Source organism: Dorea chungnamensis (genome assembly GCF_039832125.1).
GTDB lineage: Bacteria > Bacillota > Clostridia > Lachnospirales > Lachnospiraceae > JAFBIX01.
The window spans coordinates 193567-213393 of sequence record NZ_JBDOHT010000005.1 but is presented as its reverse complement, the minus strand read 5'-3'; the positions used below and the strand labels follow the sequence as shown (position 1 = coordinate 213393).

Genomic DNA, 19827 nt, shown 5'->3' with positions numbered 1-19827 from the left:
AAAGTATCTCTACTTTAAAGTAGCCTAACTATTATTCACTTAACATAACTTCTTTCAATTTGTCTACCGGGGTATTTCCAATAATCTTTTCATTTTCATCTAAAATCAAAAAACTTGGATACCAATCTATATTATATATTTGTGCAAACAAACTGTTTATATCAACTAATTCTTCTGAGCCATATGCTGCTTCTTCATAAAGTTTTTTAATTTCAAATCTATCATATACTTCTTCATCAATCACTTTATCGGCAGCTTTACAATCTTTACATCCTTCCATCGCAAAATAAATCATAGATTGTTTTTCAGACGTTTTTGAAAAAAATGTTTTTAGATACTGATTGGATTTTTTCACTATTTTACCCCTATCGATACCATTTAATGATAGTATTTTTTTATTAATTTTTTTCATATCTGTAGTAGTAAATACCACTTTTCCATTTGAATCTATAATAAATCCGGCCGGGCTATCACTTAATGCAAGCTTTTCTTCTAATGAATATATCTGTGCTTCATTTATTCCCAATTTTTCATATTTTTCTTTAGGCATTCCGCCGCCCCATAAGACAACTACATCAATTTGATCTTCATAAATTTTACTCATTCTTTCCACTACTTCTAGTTGTCTATAACATGCGCCACACATGCTATCTAAATATAATACTAATAACCTCTTATTCTCATTTGCTTTAAGGCTCACACTTGTTCCTTTTGAGTTAGATACTTCTAATTTCGTAAAATCATCTCCATAATTAACATATATTTTTTCTTCTTCTATTTCCTTTACAGCGGATTTTCTACCTAACAAATATCCACACACAAGTCCTAATGATATAGTAAATAAAGAAATAATAATAATTTTTTTCATTCAACTTCCCTCTTTTCTTACATCTTTTTTACATCATAGTATTTTGTCATATACTTTTCAATCACTTGACCATAACTGTGTGTTTTTTGACCATGACTTTTTTCAATCTCTATATATCAAATAATAATATATCATTCCTCCATATCCATTCATGAATCCCGGATTCAATATTTCTTGTGGCAACAGCTTTATACATTCGTTAATATTAATGTCCGTAAATTCATCTATTTGATTTAATATCCATAGATTACCACAAATACCATGACACAAACTCCAACTGTCTCTTTTCCAATACCTTTTTAATTTTTCATATGCTCTGGAAATATCTTTTTCGAATCTCTTCTTCCACATCTCATCATCCACTAGTGCATTACAATATATTCTTGAAATCAATATGCCTCCTGCTCCATGGCACCATGCCACTGCTCCAATCTGTTCTTCATCTGAACTACCACATCTCACATCTAACCAGTTCTGGATGTTTACATCATATAGTGATTCTTCATATTGCCATATTTCTTCTGCCATTTCTTTGTATTTCTTTTTTCCGGTTTCTTTCCACAGCTCAACCACCGGCATAAGTATCCCTGCATTCCCATGTGCCATTCCTGACATTGGCGGTAGATCATCTACTATTCGCCATCCTATTCCTTTCTGTTGTTTTTCACTATTTTTTTGCAATATTTCTATTGCTTGTTCCGCTATATATAGGTACTGACTATTACCTGTATGCTTGTACAATTTTAATAATACATATGCTGCCCCGGCATTTCCTGAGAGCATATCATACCGCTTATCCCGATCAATTAATTTTTCCACAATCTGTGCATGTTGTTCCGCATAATTCAGATAACGAATATCCTTACTTTTCTCATATAGTATTAAATATACATACACAATAGAGCTTTCCCCATCATATGCTCCCGTTGCATCCGATTGTAAGTTATTAATGGATTTCGTACCTGCTTCCGAGTATCTAAAAAGCATTTTCTGCAATGCATTAAAAATGTTCTCAACTTTTTCAGAACATGAAAACTGCTTTAACTCATGAAAGAGGAGTAACATGCCTGACAATCCACTATATAAGTACATTCCCATAGCTCCTATATTCCATGTCATCTGTTTTTCTGTAGAAAGCTTTGTCTGACACCAATTTACTTCTGTTCTTTCTTGATTCCAGACAGCCTCTTCTACCACACGATCTATAAGATGCTCTATCTGCCTGTTATATTTATTTTTAGTCTCCTTGGTGGATGATGATATCGAATTTTCACCCACATAATACGTTCCATTTTCATATTTTTCCCGCGAACTTGGCATTAATTCTAATGCTGTTTGTATATATCGCTGCTGTTTCTTCATATCAGCTTCATTTAAATCATCTATTTTCTTTAACAAACTATTAATAGGAGCTTCCTCAAAATACTCTCCAAGTTCATCGCCCATCCCCGAATACAATTTTTTATCATTTAAATGATATTCATAGTACGGGATATCACCATGTGAAAGACAATTCATCTCATCTTTTGCAATTCTATCTTCCGATTCACTTCTTCCTTTTAACATGGATATAAAGAAAGCTTCACGTTCATTTTCATCCATCAGCAAAGACGGATGGTAAGAACTGGACAAAATCATACTATATCGTTGGGTATCTGCAACCAGCATACGACTTTTTAAAAAACTTAATTTTTCTATCTTCTTTTTAAATTCTTCCTTATGCCACAACACATACTGATAAGCCAACGAGAAGCCTTCTAAAAATTTCTCTTCATATTTGACTGGAGCTGGAAATCTATTCTGCAACATAACTAAATTTTGTTTTTTTGTTGCTTTTGGATAATCATAACTAATATGCATATCTGAGGTTTCTGCTTTAGAGACAATCGGTATTTTAAAAGGATAATAGTTTCCAGTGCCACCGCTGATTCCACTATTATCAATTCCATATCCATCTTTATTCCATGTATAAATAGGCAACAAACCAGTAAATAAAACCGAATGAGCCAATTGATACTTCACTTCTGCATCAGCAGTGATTCTTTCTTTTGACGGTTGGACATTAACTATGGTTTCTAGATCAATAAGTACAGGATATTCTCCTGATGCAATGATATTTTCACAATGCAAATCGTGTGTTCCCAAAAAATATGCCAGAAATAATTGGACACCTATACGTTTATAGTACTTTTTTATCCCATCTTCAGTTTTACAGCTTTTATATTCCACAATTGAACACCAGCTATGATCTTCATAAGATAAAAATTTATAATCCAATTGATCTATTTTTAATCCTCGACTCATCCAGAGAAGTAATTCACCAAATTGCTGCTCATTTTCCATTGAGTGTGGTTTATATAATATCCCACTTCCATCATTTAAGCGCACTTTAACAACATGCCTTCCTCCCCTATGCACATCTGAATGCTTACTTTCAATACTGACAATCTTTAAAGAACTATTCGCTCCACATAACTGATCACTAATTGCTGCTCTATGTTTTGAAAAATGTTCTAGTATTTCTTTATAAAAGTTAATGCTATATGTAATTCTTTTTTCAACACATTGACGCAATACCGGATACTTTCCAAACATTTTCTTAATATTTACCATTTTTCCTACAATTTTATTACAGTAATAGTCATATTCTTCTCTGTTATTTTCTCCTTTCAGTTTCCCTGCCGATTTACATATATGCATTTCCACAATTAATGTTCTCATACAAATTTCTTGTAATTGTTCCGCCAGATACTGTGCAAAATCCGCATAGATATTTTCTGTAAATATCTCTCGCATATCTGTCAAAATACTCTTTAATTCTTTCACTCCGTAATCAACTAATACATTATAAAATGGTTTAAAAAAAACACCTTTCTGCACATGTATATGTTCAGATAAATAAGATTCCTGCTTATACATAATATTTACTCTCCTTTGGAAATATTGATATAAAAAAAACAGATGCGCTAATATAACTATCACATCTGTTTTTTTACATGTTAACAACAATAAATTGTCAAAAGCGCTGCACACCCAATTGTATGTGTACCCCCCATCATCTCTTCACTGTCACTTGCTCTTAGCAATTTGTCCATCTCCAACATTTCTTCACACAAATTGCCACCACAATTCATTTCTTCCTTTTGTTCCATAGTATTTCCCCCTTTCGTTTTATTTATGAAACATTCTCATTATCAAAAAAAGAAATACTTGTAAAAAAACTGTTTTCTTTAATCTGATAAGAATATGTACCATCATATTTGTCCACAATTTGATGCACATTCTTCAATCCATATCCATGTATTCTCTTGTCCATCTTAGTTGAAACAAGTAACTGCCCATTCGCTTTTGGGTGTTCTTCAATACTATTTTCTATCTCTATATAAAACAAACAATACCTTCTGTTAATTCTTACAGTTACCCATTTTTCTGCAGATTTCATTCTCTCACAGGCTTCTATTGCATTATCCAGCAGATTACCCAAAAGTGAAATCGTCTCCCCATCCTTAAACGGAATATCTTCAATCATGTTGCTATCAATGTTAAAAGCAATTCCTTCGGAATCTGCTTGCTTTTTTTTAGAATTTAAAATCAAATCCATCATATTATTTCCTGTCCAAATCTTTGTTGAATCATCAAGGATATCTTTGCTTATTTCTTCCAGATAATCGTGTAATTTATCCCACTGATTTGCTCTCTCCATATTTCGAAGCACTAGTAAATGATTTTTCATGTCATGAATCATTTGTCGGCTTTTCAGCATCTCCGCATATCTTTCTTCCAATAACTGATCTCTCAATATAAGTGTCGTTTTTTCTTGTTTCACCACCTGATATTTGATTATAAACATACCGCTTAGAACAATAAGTAAACTTATAGCTGATAGATTCACACTTGCATTGATTCCCCGAATAGGTTTACTCCCATTTGCCATTTCATCTAACCATAACTGATATTTGAAAAGTACCGCACATAGCAAAGCCCCTGTTATAACTATAATTCCACAGCATTGTTCTATCATACTGCGTATGCTATCTTCTCTTTTTTTTATATTCACAATACCTAATAGAATAATCCCTCTTGTTAAAAAATATATAAGCACTTTCTGCCACGTCAAAGCATATATATATATATCATGCTCAAATTGCTCTTTTATAAACTCCATACTTATAAATGCTAAAATAAAATCCAGAATTGCAATAAATTCAAAATAAACAAATACTATTCCTGCACTTAACACTACTTTCTTTCTCTTTATCCCATATATACACATGATAGTTAAAATAAGTACAAGCCCAAGCATTGTTCTGGAAAAAAAAGTAATTAATCTATTAATTCCCAACAAGCTTCCTACAACAAATATGTTCGCCCATCGGATAATGGTCTCCATTTTGTTAGCGTATTTTTTATCTAATACCGTCATGTATAAAATTTCATAACACATCCACATTTCCCATATAGATATTGTAATCTGTATTCCTGAAAGAATGATTTGATTCATCTTAATGATCTCCAATACGCTGTAATTTTTTCTTTCACCTGTGAACTCTGTACCCGGCTAACTGTAATTTCTTCACCGTTATCCATCTGAATCACATTTCCCCGTACTCTGACAATATGATTTACATTCACCGTATGACCTCGATCAGCTACTACAAATGCATTGCTGTGTATTTGCTCAAGAATCTGATTCATGGATAATCGTTCCATATACTTTCCATTTTCCGTAATATACTCTGCATACTTTGAACCTTTAATCTTCTGGATGCACACAATATCTTTATACGCTATCTTAATCTTATTTTGACTAGTGCCAACCCACCGATATTCTTCATAGCCTTTTTTTATTTCACGAACTGCTTTTTCAACCAATGGTGATAGTCTCTCTTCTATATCCTTTTTTAAAATATACTGATATGCTTCTATAATATAGCTCTCTGACGCAAACTCAGAATGTGATGTTAGAAATACGAGGTACACATCTGAATTGCTCCCTTTTATTCTTTTTCCTAATTCCAGACCACTGATTCCTGGAAGTTCTATATCCGAAATAACCAAATCATATCTTTCTCCAGCAAGCAAATAGCGCTCTGCTGATTCGTATACATCAACTTCGACTCCTTCGATACTACCGATCCCTTTTTTTATATACCGAACTATTTCTTGTCTTATATTTTCTTCATCCTCAATTGTTGCTATTTTAATCATCTGCACACCTCATCAAATGTATAATATTTGCTCTTATTCACATCTTGAAGGACAGCCTCATCTTCTGTAACACGTAAGACAAACGTTTTCTCCCACAATGCTTTATCATCCTTCTGCTCCAGCATTTTTCCACAATGGTATGTAAAACTCCCTATTTTTTTGTTTTCCACCCTATCTATAATATCAAGAATTGCTGCTTCAATCTTCATAGATTGAAAATATGGATGCCATCTTCCTAATATTTGATTTATATTTGATTTTTTCAATGCTACTTTTTTATATATCCATTCTTTTTTAGAAAATACATCATTTATATCTAACTGTAAGTAATTTAAAACTCTGTTAAATTCAAGTTCACCGTTTTCGTATGGATACCCCAATTCCAAATAAGCATAGATATGCCAAACAGCTTTTATTAAAAAAGATTCATCCTGCGTAATCTCATACTGGCATCTAAGCCACTCGATACTATTTAGCAGCACTTTCTTACTATTTAACCCGACATTTTCAATATTATGTACTGCAATTAAAATCGCCTTTACTTCAACTTCATTATACATTCAACTGTACCTCCTTTTCTTTTATAGTACAGTTATATTTACCATATGTAAATATGTTGCGTATATGTAAATTCATTTTTTCTATCACTATTGGTACAATATATTTATCGAAAGGAGAACGATTCATCATGAAAACAGGAGAACGAATCAAAACAATACGAAAATCTCAAGGCATTACACAAGCCAAACTTGCTGAAACACTTCATATTTCTTCTAGTTTCATGAGCCGTATCGAAAATGGATCATCTAGTCTCACTTTGGACTTCGTTTGTGAGATTGCAGATGCACTTCAGGTTACACGTCAGGAAGTTCTCCGCGATGTATTTACCTATGCTAAAGATGACAACATTCCAATTTCCAAAAAAATAGAAATCAACATCCAAAAGTTTTCTCCTGAAAAGCAAGCAGAGATTCTGGATGTATTAGAATTTCTTTCCTCTCGTCTTTCTTAATTATAACACGCATATTATTTTTTGCATCTTTTTGGACATAACTGATATGTTTTTAGGACATGAGTTTTTTATTTATACATGCACTCTTCTCTCCATTCATAGAGTGCATGTATTTTTTAAGTGGCTAATACTATAACCCTTTTATATATAAAGACACATTAATCAACAAAAAGTGACGCGAAAAGCGAATCTTTTTATTTTAATATTCCATACCCCCTCTCTATCATCGTTGGTATTTCTATCATTTCTCAATTCAAAATGATCAATTTAGATAGCAAAAGCCATTCTTGAGGCATTTCTTCCTAATCTCCCATAACGGATAATAATTAAGAACAATTATTCGACATAGTTACTCTACTCCCTGACTGTTAAATTCTATATACGCTTTTGACATTCCCAGATTTCTTCTACTCATTGCAGGAAACAATACTATAAATCGACTATAGTTACTAGAGTATTCACAGTCTTCCTATGAAATCCTTCTATATGTTAACCCTTCAAATCCAAAATCATTTAAACATGGCAGATAATCTAGAGTTATCCGTTATATGATTTATTTAAACAATGGTGATTGGCAATCGAAAATAAAGAAATATTTAAATTACTTATATGAGGAGAATGTAAATGAAGAAAATCTTTTTGTGTTTTTCAAGTGGGGATAGATATACAATTGTTAATTCTGTTCTATATCATTTGAAAAAATACCATATGCCAATATGGTATGATTATCACGAATTAACTTTAGGGGACAATCGTATTAGAGGAAATTTTGATTTAGGACTTGATACATGTAATTATGCAGTAGTTATCATTTCACCAAACATGTTTAACTGCCCATGTGGTAATGACGAATTAAATGAAATAAAAACGCGTTATGAAAAAGGAACAATACAAGTTTTTCCTATATTTTATAAAGTCAAGGCCTGTGAACTTCCGGAAAAATATAATTGGTTAACATTTTTGATTTATAATGAATTATCTAATGAATCAGGTACGTTATCTACTTGTAATCAAATTGTATACAAAATCATTAAAGATGAATTAAATGGATATAGCGTGAGAAATCTCAGTAAATTTATTGCATATCCCGATAAGTACATTTCAAGTGCATTATATACATATAGACAAACAGATAAAGACAATTTCAATGCACGTTTTACCATTTTATATATGATATATCTATATCTCAACTTTAAAGGCAGTATTATTTCTGATATGCATCGTTGTATCTTAGACCGAATGTGTAAATTAACTCAGTTAAATATTGCCTTTCCACACAAAGAAATATTAATAGTAGAGACAATACTAATAATACTTTTGAATGAATATAATAAAACTAATCACTAACACAATCTTTTAATATCTCTATTACAATTTTAGAGATTTTTTCAGGATTTTTTTCTTTTTCCAAAGCAGTAAGGTACATTTCTAAATAAGGATATTCTACAATATTCTTTTTTTGTTCAGCAAAAATTTTTTCTGCGGCATATCCTGTTGCAGGAATTGCAATAATATTTTTCTTTAAGGATTTTGCTATTTTATATTCTTCAAATACTCCTTTCGAATCAATTTTTTCATCTATTTTTGAAGGGCTTTTGCCAAAAATAAAAATAGCATGCTTACATTCTTCGATCATTTTATATCTATGATTAGTCTTCTCATGCATATCCATTTTTTCAAAGAATGGACGCATTAAAAGTTTTTTTTCAATATCGTACACATCTCTTTTAGACAAATACTGAAAAGCATGTCCAGCAAGATAGTTTCCCACTTTGCGCCCCATCCCAGTTGAAATAATAAAATTATTATTATAAAGGGCATTTACTAATGAATTACACATAGCATCTGCGAAAACATCTTCATTATATGGAAGTGAATCAAAAGAACCTGAAATAAAAACTTTTCTCTCTTTTGTCTTTTCACTGATAGAATATATAATTTTAGAGATATCCTGATAATCGTCCACAAGCAACGTTTTAATATTATATCTTTTCCAAAGATCCCGAATAAAATACTTAAAATAATCCGAATTTTCATTTTTGATTATTGTATAATGTATATTACAAGCATCGGACAAACAAGCTTTGATTGATGAAAGTGCATTGAGAACAAGAGAATCTGTAAAACTATATCCTAAAAAAATGAATGATTTAGAAATCAACTCTCTTTTGAAGCATGTTAACATGAGTTGGTGCGAAAGTGAATATTGTTCTAAATCAGACTTACTCATAATCATTTCTTGCGGATTGGTAATATCACCGTTCATTTTAAAAATGTGAACACCTCCATCAGTAAAACTATTTAAATCATTATCATTATGAATTACTTTCGGAATAATATTTCTCTGTTTTAAGTTATCTTCAATGATTGTATCATAGTTTGTAGTCCATATTTCACGAAATCCAAGATCTAATATTGCATTTAAATAACCGCTGTTCGCACTCAAACAGTTTATTGTTGAATATTCCTGTGCGGTAACACCGCAAATCCGGCAGACGGGAAACCGTCTGTCCGGACTTGCGGGAACCGCTTATGCGAGTTTACTCGCGTAATGCTTTATCTAAGCCGTATACCTCTCGCATTGACCGATCATGTTCTGCATCAATGCTTGTGATATTTATTCGATAACTGTCATGGGCAATACGGTCAATGATTGCATCTGCAAGAGGACTGTCATCACCACCAAGCTGATCATACCATTCTTCGAATTCATACTGAGAGCAGAAAATCGTAGATGATTTCTTGCGTCTTCGATGAAGGAGTTCAAAGATATCCTTCTGCTCGGCTTCCGTTGGTTTTAGAAGAAGCCATTCATCAAGAATGAGAACCAGTGGGTTAGCGTATTTAGCCATGACCTTTCGATAGTTACCTTCTGTCCTTGCGATTTCCAGATCAATGAGCAGATCCGGAAGTCGGACATACTTGGTGTTGTAATACCGCTTGCATGCCTCCATGCCAAAGGCACAGGCCATGTAAGTCTTACCACAGCCTGTAGCACCGGTAATAAAAAGGTTCCGGTGTTCAGATATATACTCACAAGTTGCAAGTCGGTTAATAAGAGCCTTGTTAAGTTTGCGACCGGAAGTGTAGTTGATATCCATGATATTTGCTTCCGGCTGGTCAAATCCGGCATTACGGATCAGTCGTTTTTGACGATTATTTTTACGATTGCTGTATTCGATGTCCACCAGCATACCAAAACGGTCCTCAAAGGGTACTTCTTTAAATTTAGGATCATCCAGTTGGTTACGAAATGCATCTGCCATGGTAGTAAGGCGCATTTCAATTAATTTATCTATTGTACTCTGATTTGTCATATGTGTTTACCTCCGATAGTAATCGGCACCTCTTGTGATGCCATGTGCTTTATGTGTGGTCTTGGATTCAGTTGTTTCTGATTCCGGTTTTACAGAACCTGTTACAAGGATGTTTTTAATACTCTTGTAACTGGGCGAGGAGGTATAGGATAAAGCCTTTTTACAGGCTGCTTCAAGCAATGCATCTGAGTATTTCTCAGCAAGCTTTAGAAGTCCCATACAACTTCGGTAGGTCTGTTGTTCCACGCTTTTGGAGGTCAGTATTGCATTGACCACAGTGTACGTATTTATGCCAATCCGCTCAGCCCATTTGCGGAACCGGTCGCCGTTCCATTCCAGATATCTCTGGTGATCTTCCGGCATATGTTCCGTGATAGTGCTGTACTGCCCAGGGCGTCCTTTCAGACGACGATGAGAAGCAATGCGGTTATGGTTGTAGAAAATTTCAATAGTGGTATCTGTTACCTTCACATCAACTTTCTTTTTGATGTATTCATAAGGAACTGAGTATAGCATTCTGTCCACAGATATGTGATAATTGAACTGGACGGTGGCTGTTTTCCAGTCACTCAGTTCAAAACGGGTAGCAGGTAATGGTGCCAGCAATGGTTTTTCTTCCTCAAGAAATAAGATTCGCCGACTACCCTCTTTCTTTTGAAAGAGCCTTTGGTTGAACAGTTCGAGCTTGTCTCTGATTGCACGATTTAATTCGGCAAGGGAGAAGAACTGTTCATCCCGAAGTGCTGCTGTTATCCAGGTAGAGATATTTCCTACTGTTCCTTCAGCATTCGGCTTATCCTTGGGAGCTCTGACACGAGCCGGAATAATAGCTGTACCATAATGTTCAGCCAGTTCCTGATAAGTTTCATTAATCTGCTGGTCTCTCCATCCACCATTGTGAACAACTGCAGTCTTGCAGTTATCCGGTACGAGAATCTTAGCAACACCGCCAAAGTACTCGTACATATGGACATGAGCATTAATCCATGATTTCTGCTTCATATCCAGAAATGCTTCCACATATGCATACTGGCTGTAAGTCATTACGCCAACAAATATGTAGGCTTTGATGATTTCTCCGGTATCAGGATCAATGATTGTTGCAGGATCACCTGCCCAATCAACTTCAACCTGTTCACCAGGTTTCCGGTTGATATGCATGGTAGCACGATGTTTTTGCTCATCCTGTTGGATGTGGTAGCAGAACTGTGAATACATGAGTGGTTCTTCGCCATTGGCACGGCAATCCTCCATGTATTCAGTCCACAGGAGCTTTTTACTTACTCCGTTACGAAGTAGCTCCTTGCGGATGTAGTCGTAGTCAGGCATACGCTTGTGGGATGTGACTTGTTTTGCAGAAGGGAAGAACTTTTCTGCAAGGACAGCATCGGTGTCATTTTCACCGAGCGGCCAGGAAATATCTAATTCCGCGGCACGCTTTAACACACGATTGACTGTCTTTTTTGAAACATTGCAACTGTCGGCAATGTTTTGTTGACTGAGATTCAAGCTTTTGAGCCTGAGAATCTCTCGATATTTGGTCATAGTCATGACCTCCTTAAAATGTATTTACACCACAGGGTGCATAGTTACATTTTAAGAATTTATGATAAAGGTTTCCACCAACGGAATGGTGGTTTCCTTAAAAACGGATTTGCGGTTTCCTAAGTCCGGACAGCAGGGACACGGCCCCCGGATTATTCAATTGTTTTTTCAAACTTATGTACTAATTCGATTTTTCCATATTCGTTCTCATAGTATTGTGCAATCATATATAAATCACTGTCTTTGTTAATAGTAAGCCCTAATTCATCAGCACAAGGTTTTAACAAATCATTCCAACTGGGTAATCCTGTACTTGAAGATAATCCAGCTGCTACAAACAGAGCTATTTCATTATTATTTATTGCCATTGCCACTTTATCAACAAAATTTTTTTCAGAAAACATAATACATCCTCCGTCTAATAGTACATTTAACAATAACGGATAACTCTAGATTATCCTTCAAACCTTATCATTGACTATATGTATTATATCAAATCTCATCAAATTTTTCCATCTATATATAAAGACACATAACTCTTTAAAAAGTGACGCATATTTTGCTTTCCCTTTAAGTTTTACAAGATAATATATAATTATCCATAAGATTAAAATTTAAGAAAAGACGGTAAGAATACGATGTTAGAAATAATAGGTCAGTCATTACTCGAAGCTGCTGCGCAGACTTTTGTAGGTGCAATTGCAGGATATTCATTTGATAAATTGAAAAATGGTATTTATAAAGATAATTCTTTTGATGGGGCATTTGATTTGTGGCAACGTGGAATTCACTGCAAAAATGTGAACTTTGGAGATACCATTGCATTTGATGGTTTGCTATCTCCATATGTGCAACTTTTTCCAAGAGATCCGTATCAAAATGCTGTACGTTGGAATACGCTTTATAGTTTTGATGGAGAAATTAATTCGAAAGAGTTTCGCAATTTAGAGTTTTATGCTGGCTCAGATGAGACTATTCGTACTGGCTCACTAAATGGCGAAACATTAGTTGGATTATATAATAGATATGGTTACATTGGAGAAGGAATCTTAGGCGTTATTTCGACTTCATACTTGTTAAAGCATATTCCTGATTTTTTCTCAGAATCATTTTATGGCATTCACGCAAGGGTAACGGCTACATTATCAAGGTGTCCTTCTCAGCATGGATTTGTGGCTCAAGGAATGTTTCAAAAAGTAGGAATATCTTTAAATACAGATCAATATAAAGATATTCCATATCTAAAAATAAATTCAATAAAATTGTATCGTAAAGAGCGTGACAATATTTGCTCTCTACTCGGATCACCTTGGGCTGCTACATCCGATGTCACGGAACCATATTTAGTGCAATACGGATATTTTAGTAATAAAGATGAGCTTAACACTTGCGTTAGCAATATTGTTAATTCTTCTTCATGGGAAAAAGTAAAAGTATTCTATGATGCAATTAAAGCTCCGTCGCCCTCTATGAGCTTTACAAATAATTTTATTCTATAATTTTATTTTTAATATATGGCGGTATGTACAAATAGAAGGGCAAATTTGCTGGCGAAAAGAATTTAAATGGATTCTTTTCGCCTTTTATAATTATTTTTTGGTATTCATTTATTACTTTATGGCGAGTTTGAGATAGATTCGGATTGTTTCCCCAAATTGTCTCTATATGCAAAATACCTGGATATTCAGGAACTGTCACCAATGAAAGTGCTACGTTACTGTACTTTTTTATTTCTTTTATCGAAGCGCTTGTAATATCTCCATCGAATATATGCCTATAAATGATATCGGAACACAAGCCAGAAGGAGTTAAAAGTTGTTTCAATTTGTAATATATTGGAAAACGATTATGCATACTGATTTTTAATAAGTTGAAGCAGTCATTTATGATCAGATCATATTTATGATAACACTGGTTAATGAATTCTATACCATCACTTTCTATAAAATGGAATCGAGAATCTTTTCTTACAGTTCTTGCATGAACATAATATTTATCCATTAATTCCAGTACATGAGCATCATGATCACATAAAGTTACCCTTTCAATAGAAGGGTATTTAAGAACTTCATAAGCAGCAAATAACGAACCACCTCCAAGAATTAGTGCTTCCTTAGGAGTTTTAATGAAACTTGCAGGTAAATGTACTAAAAGCTCATGATAAGGACATTGATATTTTTCTATATGCTGTATTTCTCCGTTAATAACCAAAACTATTCCTAAAAATGGATGCTTGTAAATAATAATATGCTGTTGTTTTGTTGTTATTTCTTCTAAGAGTACCAAATCATTTAAATATAAACTTACCGGTTCTTTTTCATAAAAATCCATAAAATCTCCTTGCTATTCGAAAAAAATCTGTTTAACTCACGGATAATTATATATTATCCACCAAACCTTATCATTGATGTTACATATTATAACACATTTCCCCAGTTTTTTCCATTTCACAGAATGTTTTTACAGTATTTCTTTCACTCTTTCTGTAGGATTCAGCTTTCGTTGTATGCCAAAAAAAGCCACCAACTCTGCTGACTTGTTTTTCCTTATTCATATATGACTTTCTATGCTACCAACCCAACTTTCATATATTGTCTTGGATGCATATCCCGCAGGATCTCTGCCTGCTTTTTAGATGCCACATGAATATAAATCTGAGTTGTCTTAATAGAGCTATGTCCAAGTATACGCTGTACACAGCTAATATCCACGCCCTCTTCAATCAGGTAAGTTGCAAACGAATGACGAAACATATGTGGCGTGATGTTTCTCTCTATTCCGGCATTCTTAGCATAACGCTTTATCATTAATCTTATGGATTGTTCTGAAAACCTTTCTCCATCCCGATTAACAAAAAAATACCCACTTTGTTTTATATTTTCATAATTCTGCTCATAGTATCTTTTTAAAAGTTCGAGAACTGACCTCTCGCCGATCAAGATATATCTCTCTTTACCACCCTTTCCCATAATGCGGATTACGCCAGTATTTAAATTAATATTTTCTTTTTTTATATTCGATATTTCACTGACTCTGGCTCCAGTTGCAAAAAGTGTCTCAACCACTGCAATATCCCTTAATATACTCTTTTCCTTTTTCTTTCGGATTTTCAAATCTGTATACATGCTCTGTAACAATTGTTCAATTTCCTCACGTGGTATTATCTTTGGAAGTTCACTTGTCTCCTTGAACTTAACTTTAATTTTTCTAAAGGGATTTTCCTGTATAAGCTCTTCATCTTCCAAGAAGTTGTAAAATGCTTTTACACTGGCTATTTTACGTTTTACGGTTTTCTGGCGAAAGTTTTTGTGCAGATTCGTAATGTACCGTTCAATCCAGTTCTTATCCAGATCACATTCACCAACAAACTCAAAGTATTGTCGTAAATCAATCCTATATGCCTTCACAGTTTTGTTATCCAGCTCTTTACGATATTGACAATATTCTAAATAGTCTTGTAACATCTCTTTTAGTTTCATTTCAATCCTCCTAACAGCATTTTTTGACAGTATAACATGTCCTTTCCTTAGAATAGGTTGATTGATTAGAATCTTCTTTAGAACTGGAAACATCCGCCTGCTGCAATCGCAGGCGGATATTTTTAATACACCGGAATCCCATATCCGTAAATACTACTGTTTCCAATGGAATAACTGCGTCTTGCACATTTATCCCCACTATTCCCTTCTATAGTATTTACTTTTCCTCCAGTCACACTCTCCACAATACCTACATGATTGATACTCCCATCATTTCCCCAATCAAAAAATATAATATCTCCCGGTGCTGGCACATAACTTGCATCTCGAAACTGCCCTTTCCGCTCGAACCAATCTACACCTGCCGAACAAAGAGAAAACTTGGGCATTGCCCCGCTTTCAATATACCCACACTGATCAGCACACCATGATACAAAGCAGGCACACCATTCCACTCTGCTGTGAAATCCGTACCAACTCCAATAGACATCTCCCCGGTTTCCTTCTTGTGCAAGTGCAATTTGAACGATTGCCTGACTTCCCATACCTGTCGGTATTCTCCCCAAAGAATAATACCTGAGAACATGTGGTACATATTGCTTGTCCCCATAGCTCTTCCACCCCAGTTCTGCTGCTTTCATATCCGAGAACTCCGCCGCATTAGCTATGGTATAGCCACCATAATTACGCTTCGCCCATGAGATATAACTATTTCCAAAGTTATAGCCCTGTAGTGCAAGTTTAATATGTTCCATATCAATCGGACTTTCCACTTCTGCACTGGCAAGCGCTGCTTTTAGTTCCTGCACTCCACATCGAATCGAATAATCCGGATCAGTAATACCATTGGGTTTTCTTGGATATCTGGTATTAAAACCGCCTTCTGAACTCTGCATTGGATCTGAACCCCTTCCACCGCTTTCCTGCATCATTACTGCTTTAATCAGCTCTACATATTCCGCTATACCATACTGATTCGCATATTGACGGATAACAGGCTCATATGCCTCTACTTCGGCACTGACCGGATTTACCGTACTGGAATTATCTCCTCCGGTTATACAGAGAATCCCGCCAAACAATATTACAATGATCAGGACGAGAACCGCAATCCATCCTCCTGCAACAATCGCTGCAATCATAGCCTTCGTTGCCACTATGATTGCTTTTACTGATGTAATTGTTGCATGCGCCACAGTTCTTGCAGTCTGCTCTGTTGCTCTTACTGCCTGTTTTGCTGCTACCGCCGCCTTTTTTGTCATTTTTATAGAAGTTGAGGCTGCTGTCTGTGCTGCCTTTTCAGATTTTTGTGTCGTTTTAATGGTCATACGTGCTGTATGTTCTGCTGTCTTGATGGAATAAGCAGTAGACTTAATCGTACCCTTTCCAGTGGTTGTTTTGAATATTTCTTTTACTGTATTCGCCATCTTTCTGCCTTGTTTTCTAACCTGATGTGCGGTTTCATGAACAGCAATATCCGCAGAATGGGATAGTTTTTTCTCTGCGTACTCCGCCGGAGTCTCATTCTGAGATTCCGGCGTCCGCTCTGCACTGTCTTTGGTGCGTACATAAGTACGTTTCATATGTTCCGTACTTATGACCACCTTATCCAACATTTTTATATCCTTATGGACTTGTCGGGTTTTGATTTTCTTTCCCATCATCTTTCGATTCTCCTATCGTTCCTTTTCCGGGATTACTGCCTATTCCGGTTTGCACTATCCTCTCCCGGTTTTGTGGTCATCAGTTTATAAAGGCTTGTATTTCTCGGAAATTTATTTACGAATGGCACAAGGGAACTCCCGTACTTAATCAGACCACATCCTGCATCTGCATTTGTGATATAGCTCATCTGCTCGTTAGATATATTCAATAGCTCTGCTAACTTCTGACGGTCAGACGCTGCCTGATTCAACATAACGATATACTCACTGTTTGACAACATGGTACTTGCAAGCACAGAATCTAACAAATACTCTACATTCTGTGTGATAGCGTTCGGGAATGCATTTCTCTTACGAAAGCGACGCCATGCAGAGTTAAAAAAAGCTCCGGAATACTCGTTTTCAAAAACAACATGGAACTCATCCAGAAAAATATGCGTACGCTTTCCCTTCTTCCAGTTCTCCGTCACACGATTTAACATAGCATCAGTGATCACTAAAAGCCCCATTGTTTTCAACTGTTTCCCCAAGTCCATGATGTCATAAACCACCATGCGGTTATTCACATCCACATTGCTCTCATGAGCAAACGCATCAAGGCTTCCACTTGTAAACAGTTCCAATGCAAGAGCGAGATCTTTTGCTTCTTTCTCTGGCTGTTTTAACAGTTCCTCACGCAGCACACATAAGGTCGGCACTCTGCCTCCATTCTGATAGGATTCATATACATTTCCGGTACAACGGTCGATCAGGGATTTTTCTTTCGCACTGACACCATTTTTTTCCAACTGTTCAAATAGTGATAAAACAAACTCTGACTTATCACTCACCGGGTTTCCTCCATCTCCATATCCTTCTACCATGTCCATGGCATTGATATGATCACGACTGCCTGCCGCAATACGGATAACTTCACCACCCATTGCCTCAATAAGCGAAGCGTATTCACGCTCTGGATCACAAATCAGAATATCATCACCCGTTGCAAGAGCAAGAAATACAATCAGCATTTTTGCACTGAAAGACTTTCCACTGCCCGGCACACCAAGCAGAAATGAGTTCGGGTTTAACAGTTTTGCCTTATTACATAGAATCAGGTTATGAGAGATTGCATTTTCTCCACAGTAAATTCCTCCTTCATCCATGATTTCCTGTACCCGGAACGGCATTAACACTGCAAGGCTCTCTGTGGTTAGTGTACGGACTGCATTAATTTTCCGGTGTCCAATAGGTAATGCTGAATTTAATCCGTCCATCTGCTGATATTTCAAAACAGAAAACTGACACATATGCTTTGTTCCAAGTGCAAGCAGTGTCTCTGTATCCGTATCCAACTGCTTCTTCGTATCTGCTGTATGCACCAGTGTTACGACCCCGAACATCATCCTCTGGTCACGAGTAGTCAGATCATCCATAAACTCTTTGCTTTCTTTTCTCTGCTGCTCCATGTCATACGGAACTACAGCAGAATAATTCTGATTAGCGTTCTGCCTCCGCTGCCAGTTCGTGATATTTGTTTCTACTCCCAACAGACGGCTTTCAACCTCTCGCACTGCTTCATCTGTAGGCACTGGTATGATATCAATACTCATCATAAGATTACGGCTGATATCTGTCATTTCCGCAATCATATCATCCTTGATGTAAGACGCATATTCCCGCAGAAATATCACACGCCCGAAACGGTCTCCCATGCGAAAATAATCCTTTTCAAATTCAAAGCTGTCCGGGCAAATAAAATCTTTAAAACTATGTCCCTTTCTCATGGTTTCTGATAGATCAAATCGAAATGAAGTCTCTTCACCAGTCCGGTAAAAATCATGCAGTATACGAAGTTTATCAGTTGCATCCAGACTCACGCTTTTCGATCCAAGTCTTGAAAAATGTGCTGCAAGTTCCACTCCAACACGATTAAAATAAGTTCTCGCTTCTTCTACTGTTTTTTTATACGCTGACACTGTCACATATTTTTCCAATACCATACGATTAGCTCCGGTTGCCTTATCCATAAGCATATTGTTATATTCTTCCCGATACGGATTCAGTCCGTCTTCCTGCATAGGGATCAAAATAGCATTTTCAAAGTCCTGCTGATTCAGTCGTCGGCTGTTAATGGTAATTTTGAAAGTAACTCCACTGTCAAAAGAATTAAGAAGCTCACTGTACTCTAAAAACATTGCTTCTTTATCTTCTTTACTTGCTACCTGATAATTAATATCCACAAATTTGAAGGTACAGGAAAACTTATTTTTCCCGACTTTAAAAATCCCATCTTTCCAGATCGCCTGGATCGGAATTGCCTGCTGTACACTACGGGGAATCACAAATCGTTCCTTGTCCTGCTTAAAAATATTATTCAATGTTTTAATCATGCTCTTTCACCGCCTCTTTCTTTTTCTTTTCAATACATGGCTTCAATGCTTCGTAATAAATATTTTCCGCCTGAAATACCAATTTTTTAGGCATCAGGATTTCCGATTTGATCCATGCCCACGCAAATTGTTCGGCATTCATCCCATGATATCGGAAGAATCCCATCCCTGCGAAAGGCGCCGCACCAAGCACGCACATCCAGCTTGTGCTTTCCATTCCCATATATGGGCGCAATAAAAAATACAGCCCGACAGCAACACCGCAGGCTAATACCGAAAAAAAGAACTGCCGCAAAGACAGTCCAAAAAAAATACTTTCCGTATAATTCCGGATTTCCCGGTTAATTTTTACTTCCAACTCT

At 35.7% G+C, this 19827-nt stretch carries 18 protein-coding genes; 3 read left to right on the top strand and 15 right to left on the bottom strand.

Annotated features, from left to right (window positions below):
- Window positions 1-31: 31 nt before the first annotated feature.
- From ABE613_RS06530 to ABE613_RS06505, 6 genes are all read right to left on the bottom strand, one after another.
- The gene (locus ABE613_RS06530; RefSeq protein WP_347375986.1) at window positions 32-868 is read right to left on the bottom strand and encodes a thioredoxin fold domain-containing protein; all 837 of its coding nucleotides are present in this window, start codon (window positions 866-868) and stop codon (window positions 32-34) included.
- A gap of 102 nt (window positions 869-970) precedes the next feature.
- Window positions 971-3787, bottom strand: coding sequence for a type 2 lanthipeptide synthetase LanM (gene lanM / locus ABE613_RS06525; protein ID WP_347375985.1), 2817 nt, complete (start codon window positions 3785-3787; stop codon window positions 971-973).
- Window positions 3788-3867: 80 nt separating this feature from the next.
- A complete protein-coding gene (locus ABE613_RS06520; protein ID WP_154322960.1) occupies window positions 3868-4020 on the bottom strand; it encodes a hypothetical protein in 153 nt (50 codons plus the stop codon).
- A 23-nt stretch (window positions 4021-4043) separates the two neighbouring features.
- Window positions 4044-5369 (bottom strand): sensor histidine kinase, encoded by a 1326-nt coding sequence (locus ABE613_RS06515; protein ID WP_154322961.1) that lies wholly within the window; start codon window positions 5367-5369, stop codon window positions 4044-4046.
- Complete coding sequence (locus ABE613_RS06510; RefSeq protein WP_154322962.1) at window positions 5366-6076, bottom strand: LytR/AlgR family response regulator transcription factor; 711 nt, start codon at window positions 6074-6076, stop codon at window positions 5366-5368. Before ABE613_RS06510 ends, ABE613_RS06515 begins: the two co-directional genes overlap by 4 nt.
- Window positions 6073-6636, bottom strand: a complete 564-nt coding sequence (locus ABE613_RS06505; protein ID WP_154322963.1) for a hypothetical protein — start codon at window positions 6634-6636, stop codon at window positions 6073-6075. The genes ABE613_RS06510 and ABE613_RS06505 overlap by 4 nt, the downstream gene beginning before the upstream one ends.
- Window positions 6637-6764: 128 nt before the next feature.
- Between ABE613_RS06505 and ABE613_RS06500 the strand changes: the two genes are divergently transcribed.
- Together ABE613_RS06500 and ABE613_RS06495 are read left to right on the top strand one after the other, a co-directional pair.
- The gene (locus tag ABE613_RS06500) at window positions 6765-7088 is read left to right on the top strand and encodes a helix-turn-helix domain-containing protein (protein WP_347375984.1); all 324 of its coding nucleotides are present in this window, start codon (window positions 6765-6767) and stop codon (window positions 7086-7088) included.
- A gap of 624 nt (window positions 7089-7712) precedes the next feature.
- On the top strand, window positions 7713-8435 hold the full coding sequence (locus ABE613_RS06495; RefSeq protein WP_154567923.1) for a toll/interleukin-1 receptor domain-containing protein: 723 nt from the start codon (window positions 7713-7715) through the stop codon (window positions 8433-8435).
- Here ABE613_RS06495 and ABE613_RS06490 read toward each other — a convergent pair.
- The 4 genes from ABE613_RS06490 to ABE613_RS06475 form a co-directional block, all read right to left on the bottom strand.
- Window positions 8425-9534 carry an SIR2 family protein gene (locus ABE613_RS06490; protein WP_347375983.1) on the bottom strand — a complete coding sequence of 370 codons (1110 nt, stop codon included), beginning with the start codon at window positions 9532-9534 and terminating at the stop codon, window positions 8425-8427. The two genes, ABE613_RS06495 and ABE613_RS06490, sit on opposite strands and share 11 nt — an antisense overlap.
- A 94-nt stretch (window positions 9535-9628) precedes the next feature.
- The gene (gene istB / locus ABE613_RS06485; RefSeq protein ID WP_154581594.1) at window positions 9629-10405 is read right to left on the bottom strand and encodes an IS21-like element helper ATPase IstB; all 777 of its coding nucleotides are present in this window, start codon (window positions 10403-10405) and stop codon (window positions 9629-9631) included.
- A gap of 6 nt (window positions 10406-10411) precedes the next feature.
- On the bottom strand, window positions 10412-11950 hold the full coding sequence (gene istA, locus ABE613_RS06480; protein ID WP_347375982.1) for an IS21 family transposase: 1539 nt from the start codon (window positions 11948-11950) through the stop codon (window positions 10412-10414).
- A 152-nt stretch (window positions 11951-12102) separates the two neighbouring features.
- Window positions 12103-12354: an SIR2 family protein gene (locus ABE613_RS06475; RefSeq protein ID WP_347375981.1), complete on the bottom strand. Its 252-nt coding sequence runs from the start codon at window positions 12352-12354 to the stop codon at window positions 12103-12105.
- Window positions 12355-12588: 234 nt separating this feature from the next.
- Here ABE613_RS06475 and ABE613_RS06470 point away from each other — a divergent pair, with 234 nt between their 5' ends.
- Entirely contained in the window at window positions 12589-13449 is an 861-nt protein-coding gene (locus ABE613_RS06470; RefSeq protein WP_154322968.1) for a hypothetical protein, read from the top strand.
- On the opposite strand, the gene ABE613_RS06465 is transcribed toward ABE613_RS06470, so the two are convergent.
- The 5 genes from ABE613_RS06465 to ABE613_RS06445 form a co-directional block, all read right to left on the bottom strand.
- Window positions 13439-14281, bottom strand: a complete 843-nt coding sequence (locus tag ABE613_RS06465) for a spermine/spermidine synthase domain-containing protein (protein WP_154322969.1) — start codon at window positions 14279-14281, stop codon at window positions 13439-13441. The genes ABE613_RS06470 and ABE613_RS06465 overlap by 11 nt on opposite strands.
- Before the next feature lie 233 nt (window positions 14282-14514).
- Window positions 14515-15429: a tyrosine-type recombinase/integrase gene (locus tag ABE613_RS06460; protein WP_154322970.1), complete on the bottom strand. Its 915-nt coding sequence runs from the start codon at window positions 15427-15429 to the stop codon at window positions 14515-14517.
- 122 nt (window positions 15430-15551) lie between these two features.
- Complete coding sequence (locus tag ABE613_RS06455) at window positions 15552-17090, bottom strand: lysozyme family protein (protein ID WP_347375990.1); 1539 nt, start codon at window positions 17088-17090, stop codon at window positions 15552-15554.
- 35 nt (window positions 17091-17125) lie between these two features.
- The gene (locus tag ABE613_RS06450) at window positions 17126-19465 is read right to left on the bottom strand and encodes a VirB4-like conjugal transfer ATPase, CD1110 family (RefSeq protein ID WP_154322971.1); all 2340 of its coding nucleotides are present in this window, start codon (window positions 19463-19465) and stop codon (window positions 17126-17128) included.
- On the bottom strand, window positions 19458-19823 hold the full coding sequence (locus ABE613_RS06445; RefSeq protein WP_154322972.1) for a PrgI family protein: 366 nt from the start codon (window positions 19821-19823) through the stop codon (window positions 19458-19460). Before ABE613_RS06445 ends, ABE613_RS06450 begins: the two co-directional genes overlap by 8 nt.
- Between the last annotated feature and the right edge of the window lie 4 nt (window positions 19824-19827).

Bases quoted from the DNA above. Each gene is read 5' to 3' on its own strand.
- ABE613_RS06530 (WP_347375986.1), bottom strand. From the start codon at position 868: ATGAAAAAAATTATTATTATTTCTTTATTTACTATATCATTAGGACTT.
- lanM (WP_347375985.1), bottom strand. From the start codon at position 3,787: ATGTATAAGCAGGAATCTTATTTATCTGAACATATACATGTGCAGAAA.
- ABE613_RS06520 (WP_154322960.1), bottom strand. From the start codon at position 4,020: ATGGAACAAAAGGAAGAAATGAATTGTGGTGGCAATTTGTGTGAAGAA.
- ABE613_RS06515 (WP_154322961.1), bottom strand. From the start codon at position 5,369: ATGAATCAAATCATTCTTTCAGGAATACAGATTACAATATCTATATGG.
- ABE613_RS06510 (WP_154322962.1), bottom strand. From the start codon at position 6,076: ATGATTAAAATAGCAACAATTGAGGATGAAGAAAATATAAGACAAGAA.
- ABE613_RS06505 (WP_154322963.1), bottom strand. From the start codon at position 6,636: ATGTATAATGAAGTTGAAGTAAAGGCGATTTTAATTGCAGTACATAAT.
- ABE613_RS06500 (WP_347375984.1), top strand. From the start codon at position 6,765: ATGAAAACAGGAGAACGAATCAAAACAATACGAAAATCTCAAGGCATT.
- ABE613_RS06495 (WP_154567923.1), top strand. From the start codon at position 7,713: ATGAAGAAAATCTTTTTGTGTTTTTCAAGTGGGGATAGATATACAATT.
- istB (WP_154581594.1), bottom strand. From the start codon at position 10,405: ATGACAAATCAGAGTACAATAGATAAATTAATTGAAATGCGCCTTACT.
- istA (WP_347375982.1), bottom strand. From the start codon at position 11,950: ATGACCAAATATCGAGAGATTCTCAGGCTCAAAAGCTTGAATCTCAGT.
- ABE613_RS06475 (WP_347375981.1), bottom strand. From the start codon at position 12,354: ATGTTTTCTGAAAAAAATTTTGTTGATAAAGTGGCAATGGCAATAAAT.
- ABE613_RS06470 (WP_154322968.1), top strand. From the start codon at position 12,589: ATGTTAGAAATAATAGGTCAGTCATTACTCGAAGCTGCTGCGCAGACT.
- ABE613_RS06465 (WP_154322969.1), bottom strand. From the start codon at position 14,281: ATGGATTTTTATGAAAAAGAACCGGTAAGTTTATATTTAAATGATTTG.
- ABE613_RS06460 (WP_154322970.1), bottom strand. From the start codon at position 15,429: ATGAAACTAAAAGAGATGTTACAAGACTATTTAGAATATTGTCAATAT.
- ABE613_RS06455 (WP_347375990.1), bottom strand. From the start codon at position 17,090: ATGGGAAAGAAAATCAAAACCCGACAAGTCCATAAGGATATAAAAATG.
- ABE613_RS06450 (WP_154322971.1), bottom strand. From the start codon at position 19,465: ATGATTAAAACATTGAATAATATTTTTAAGCAGGACAAGGAACGATTT.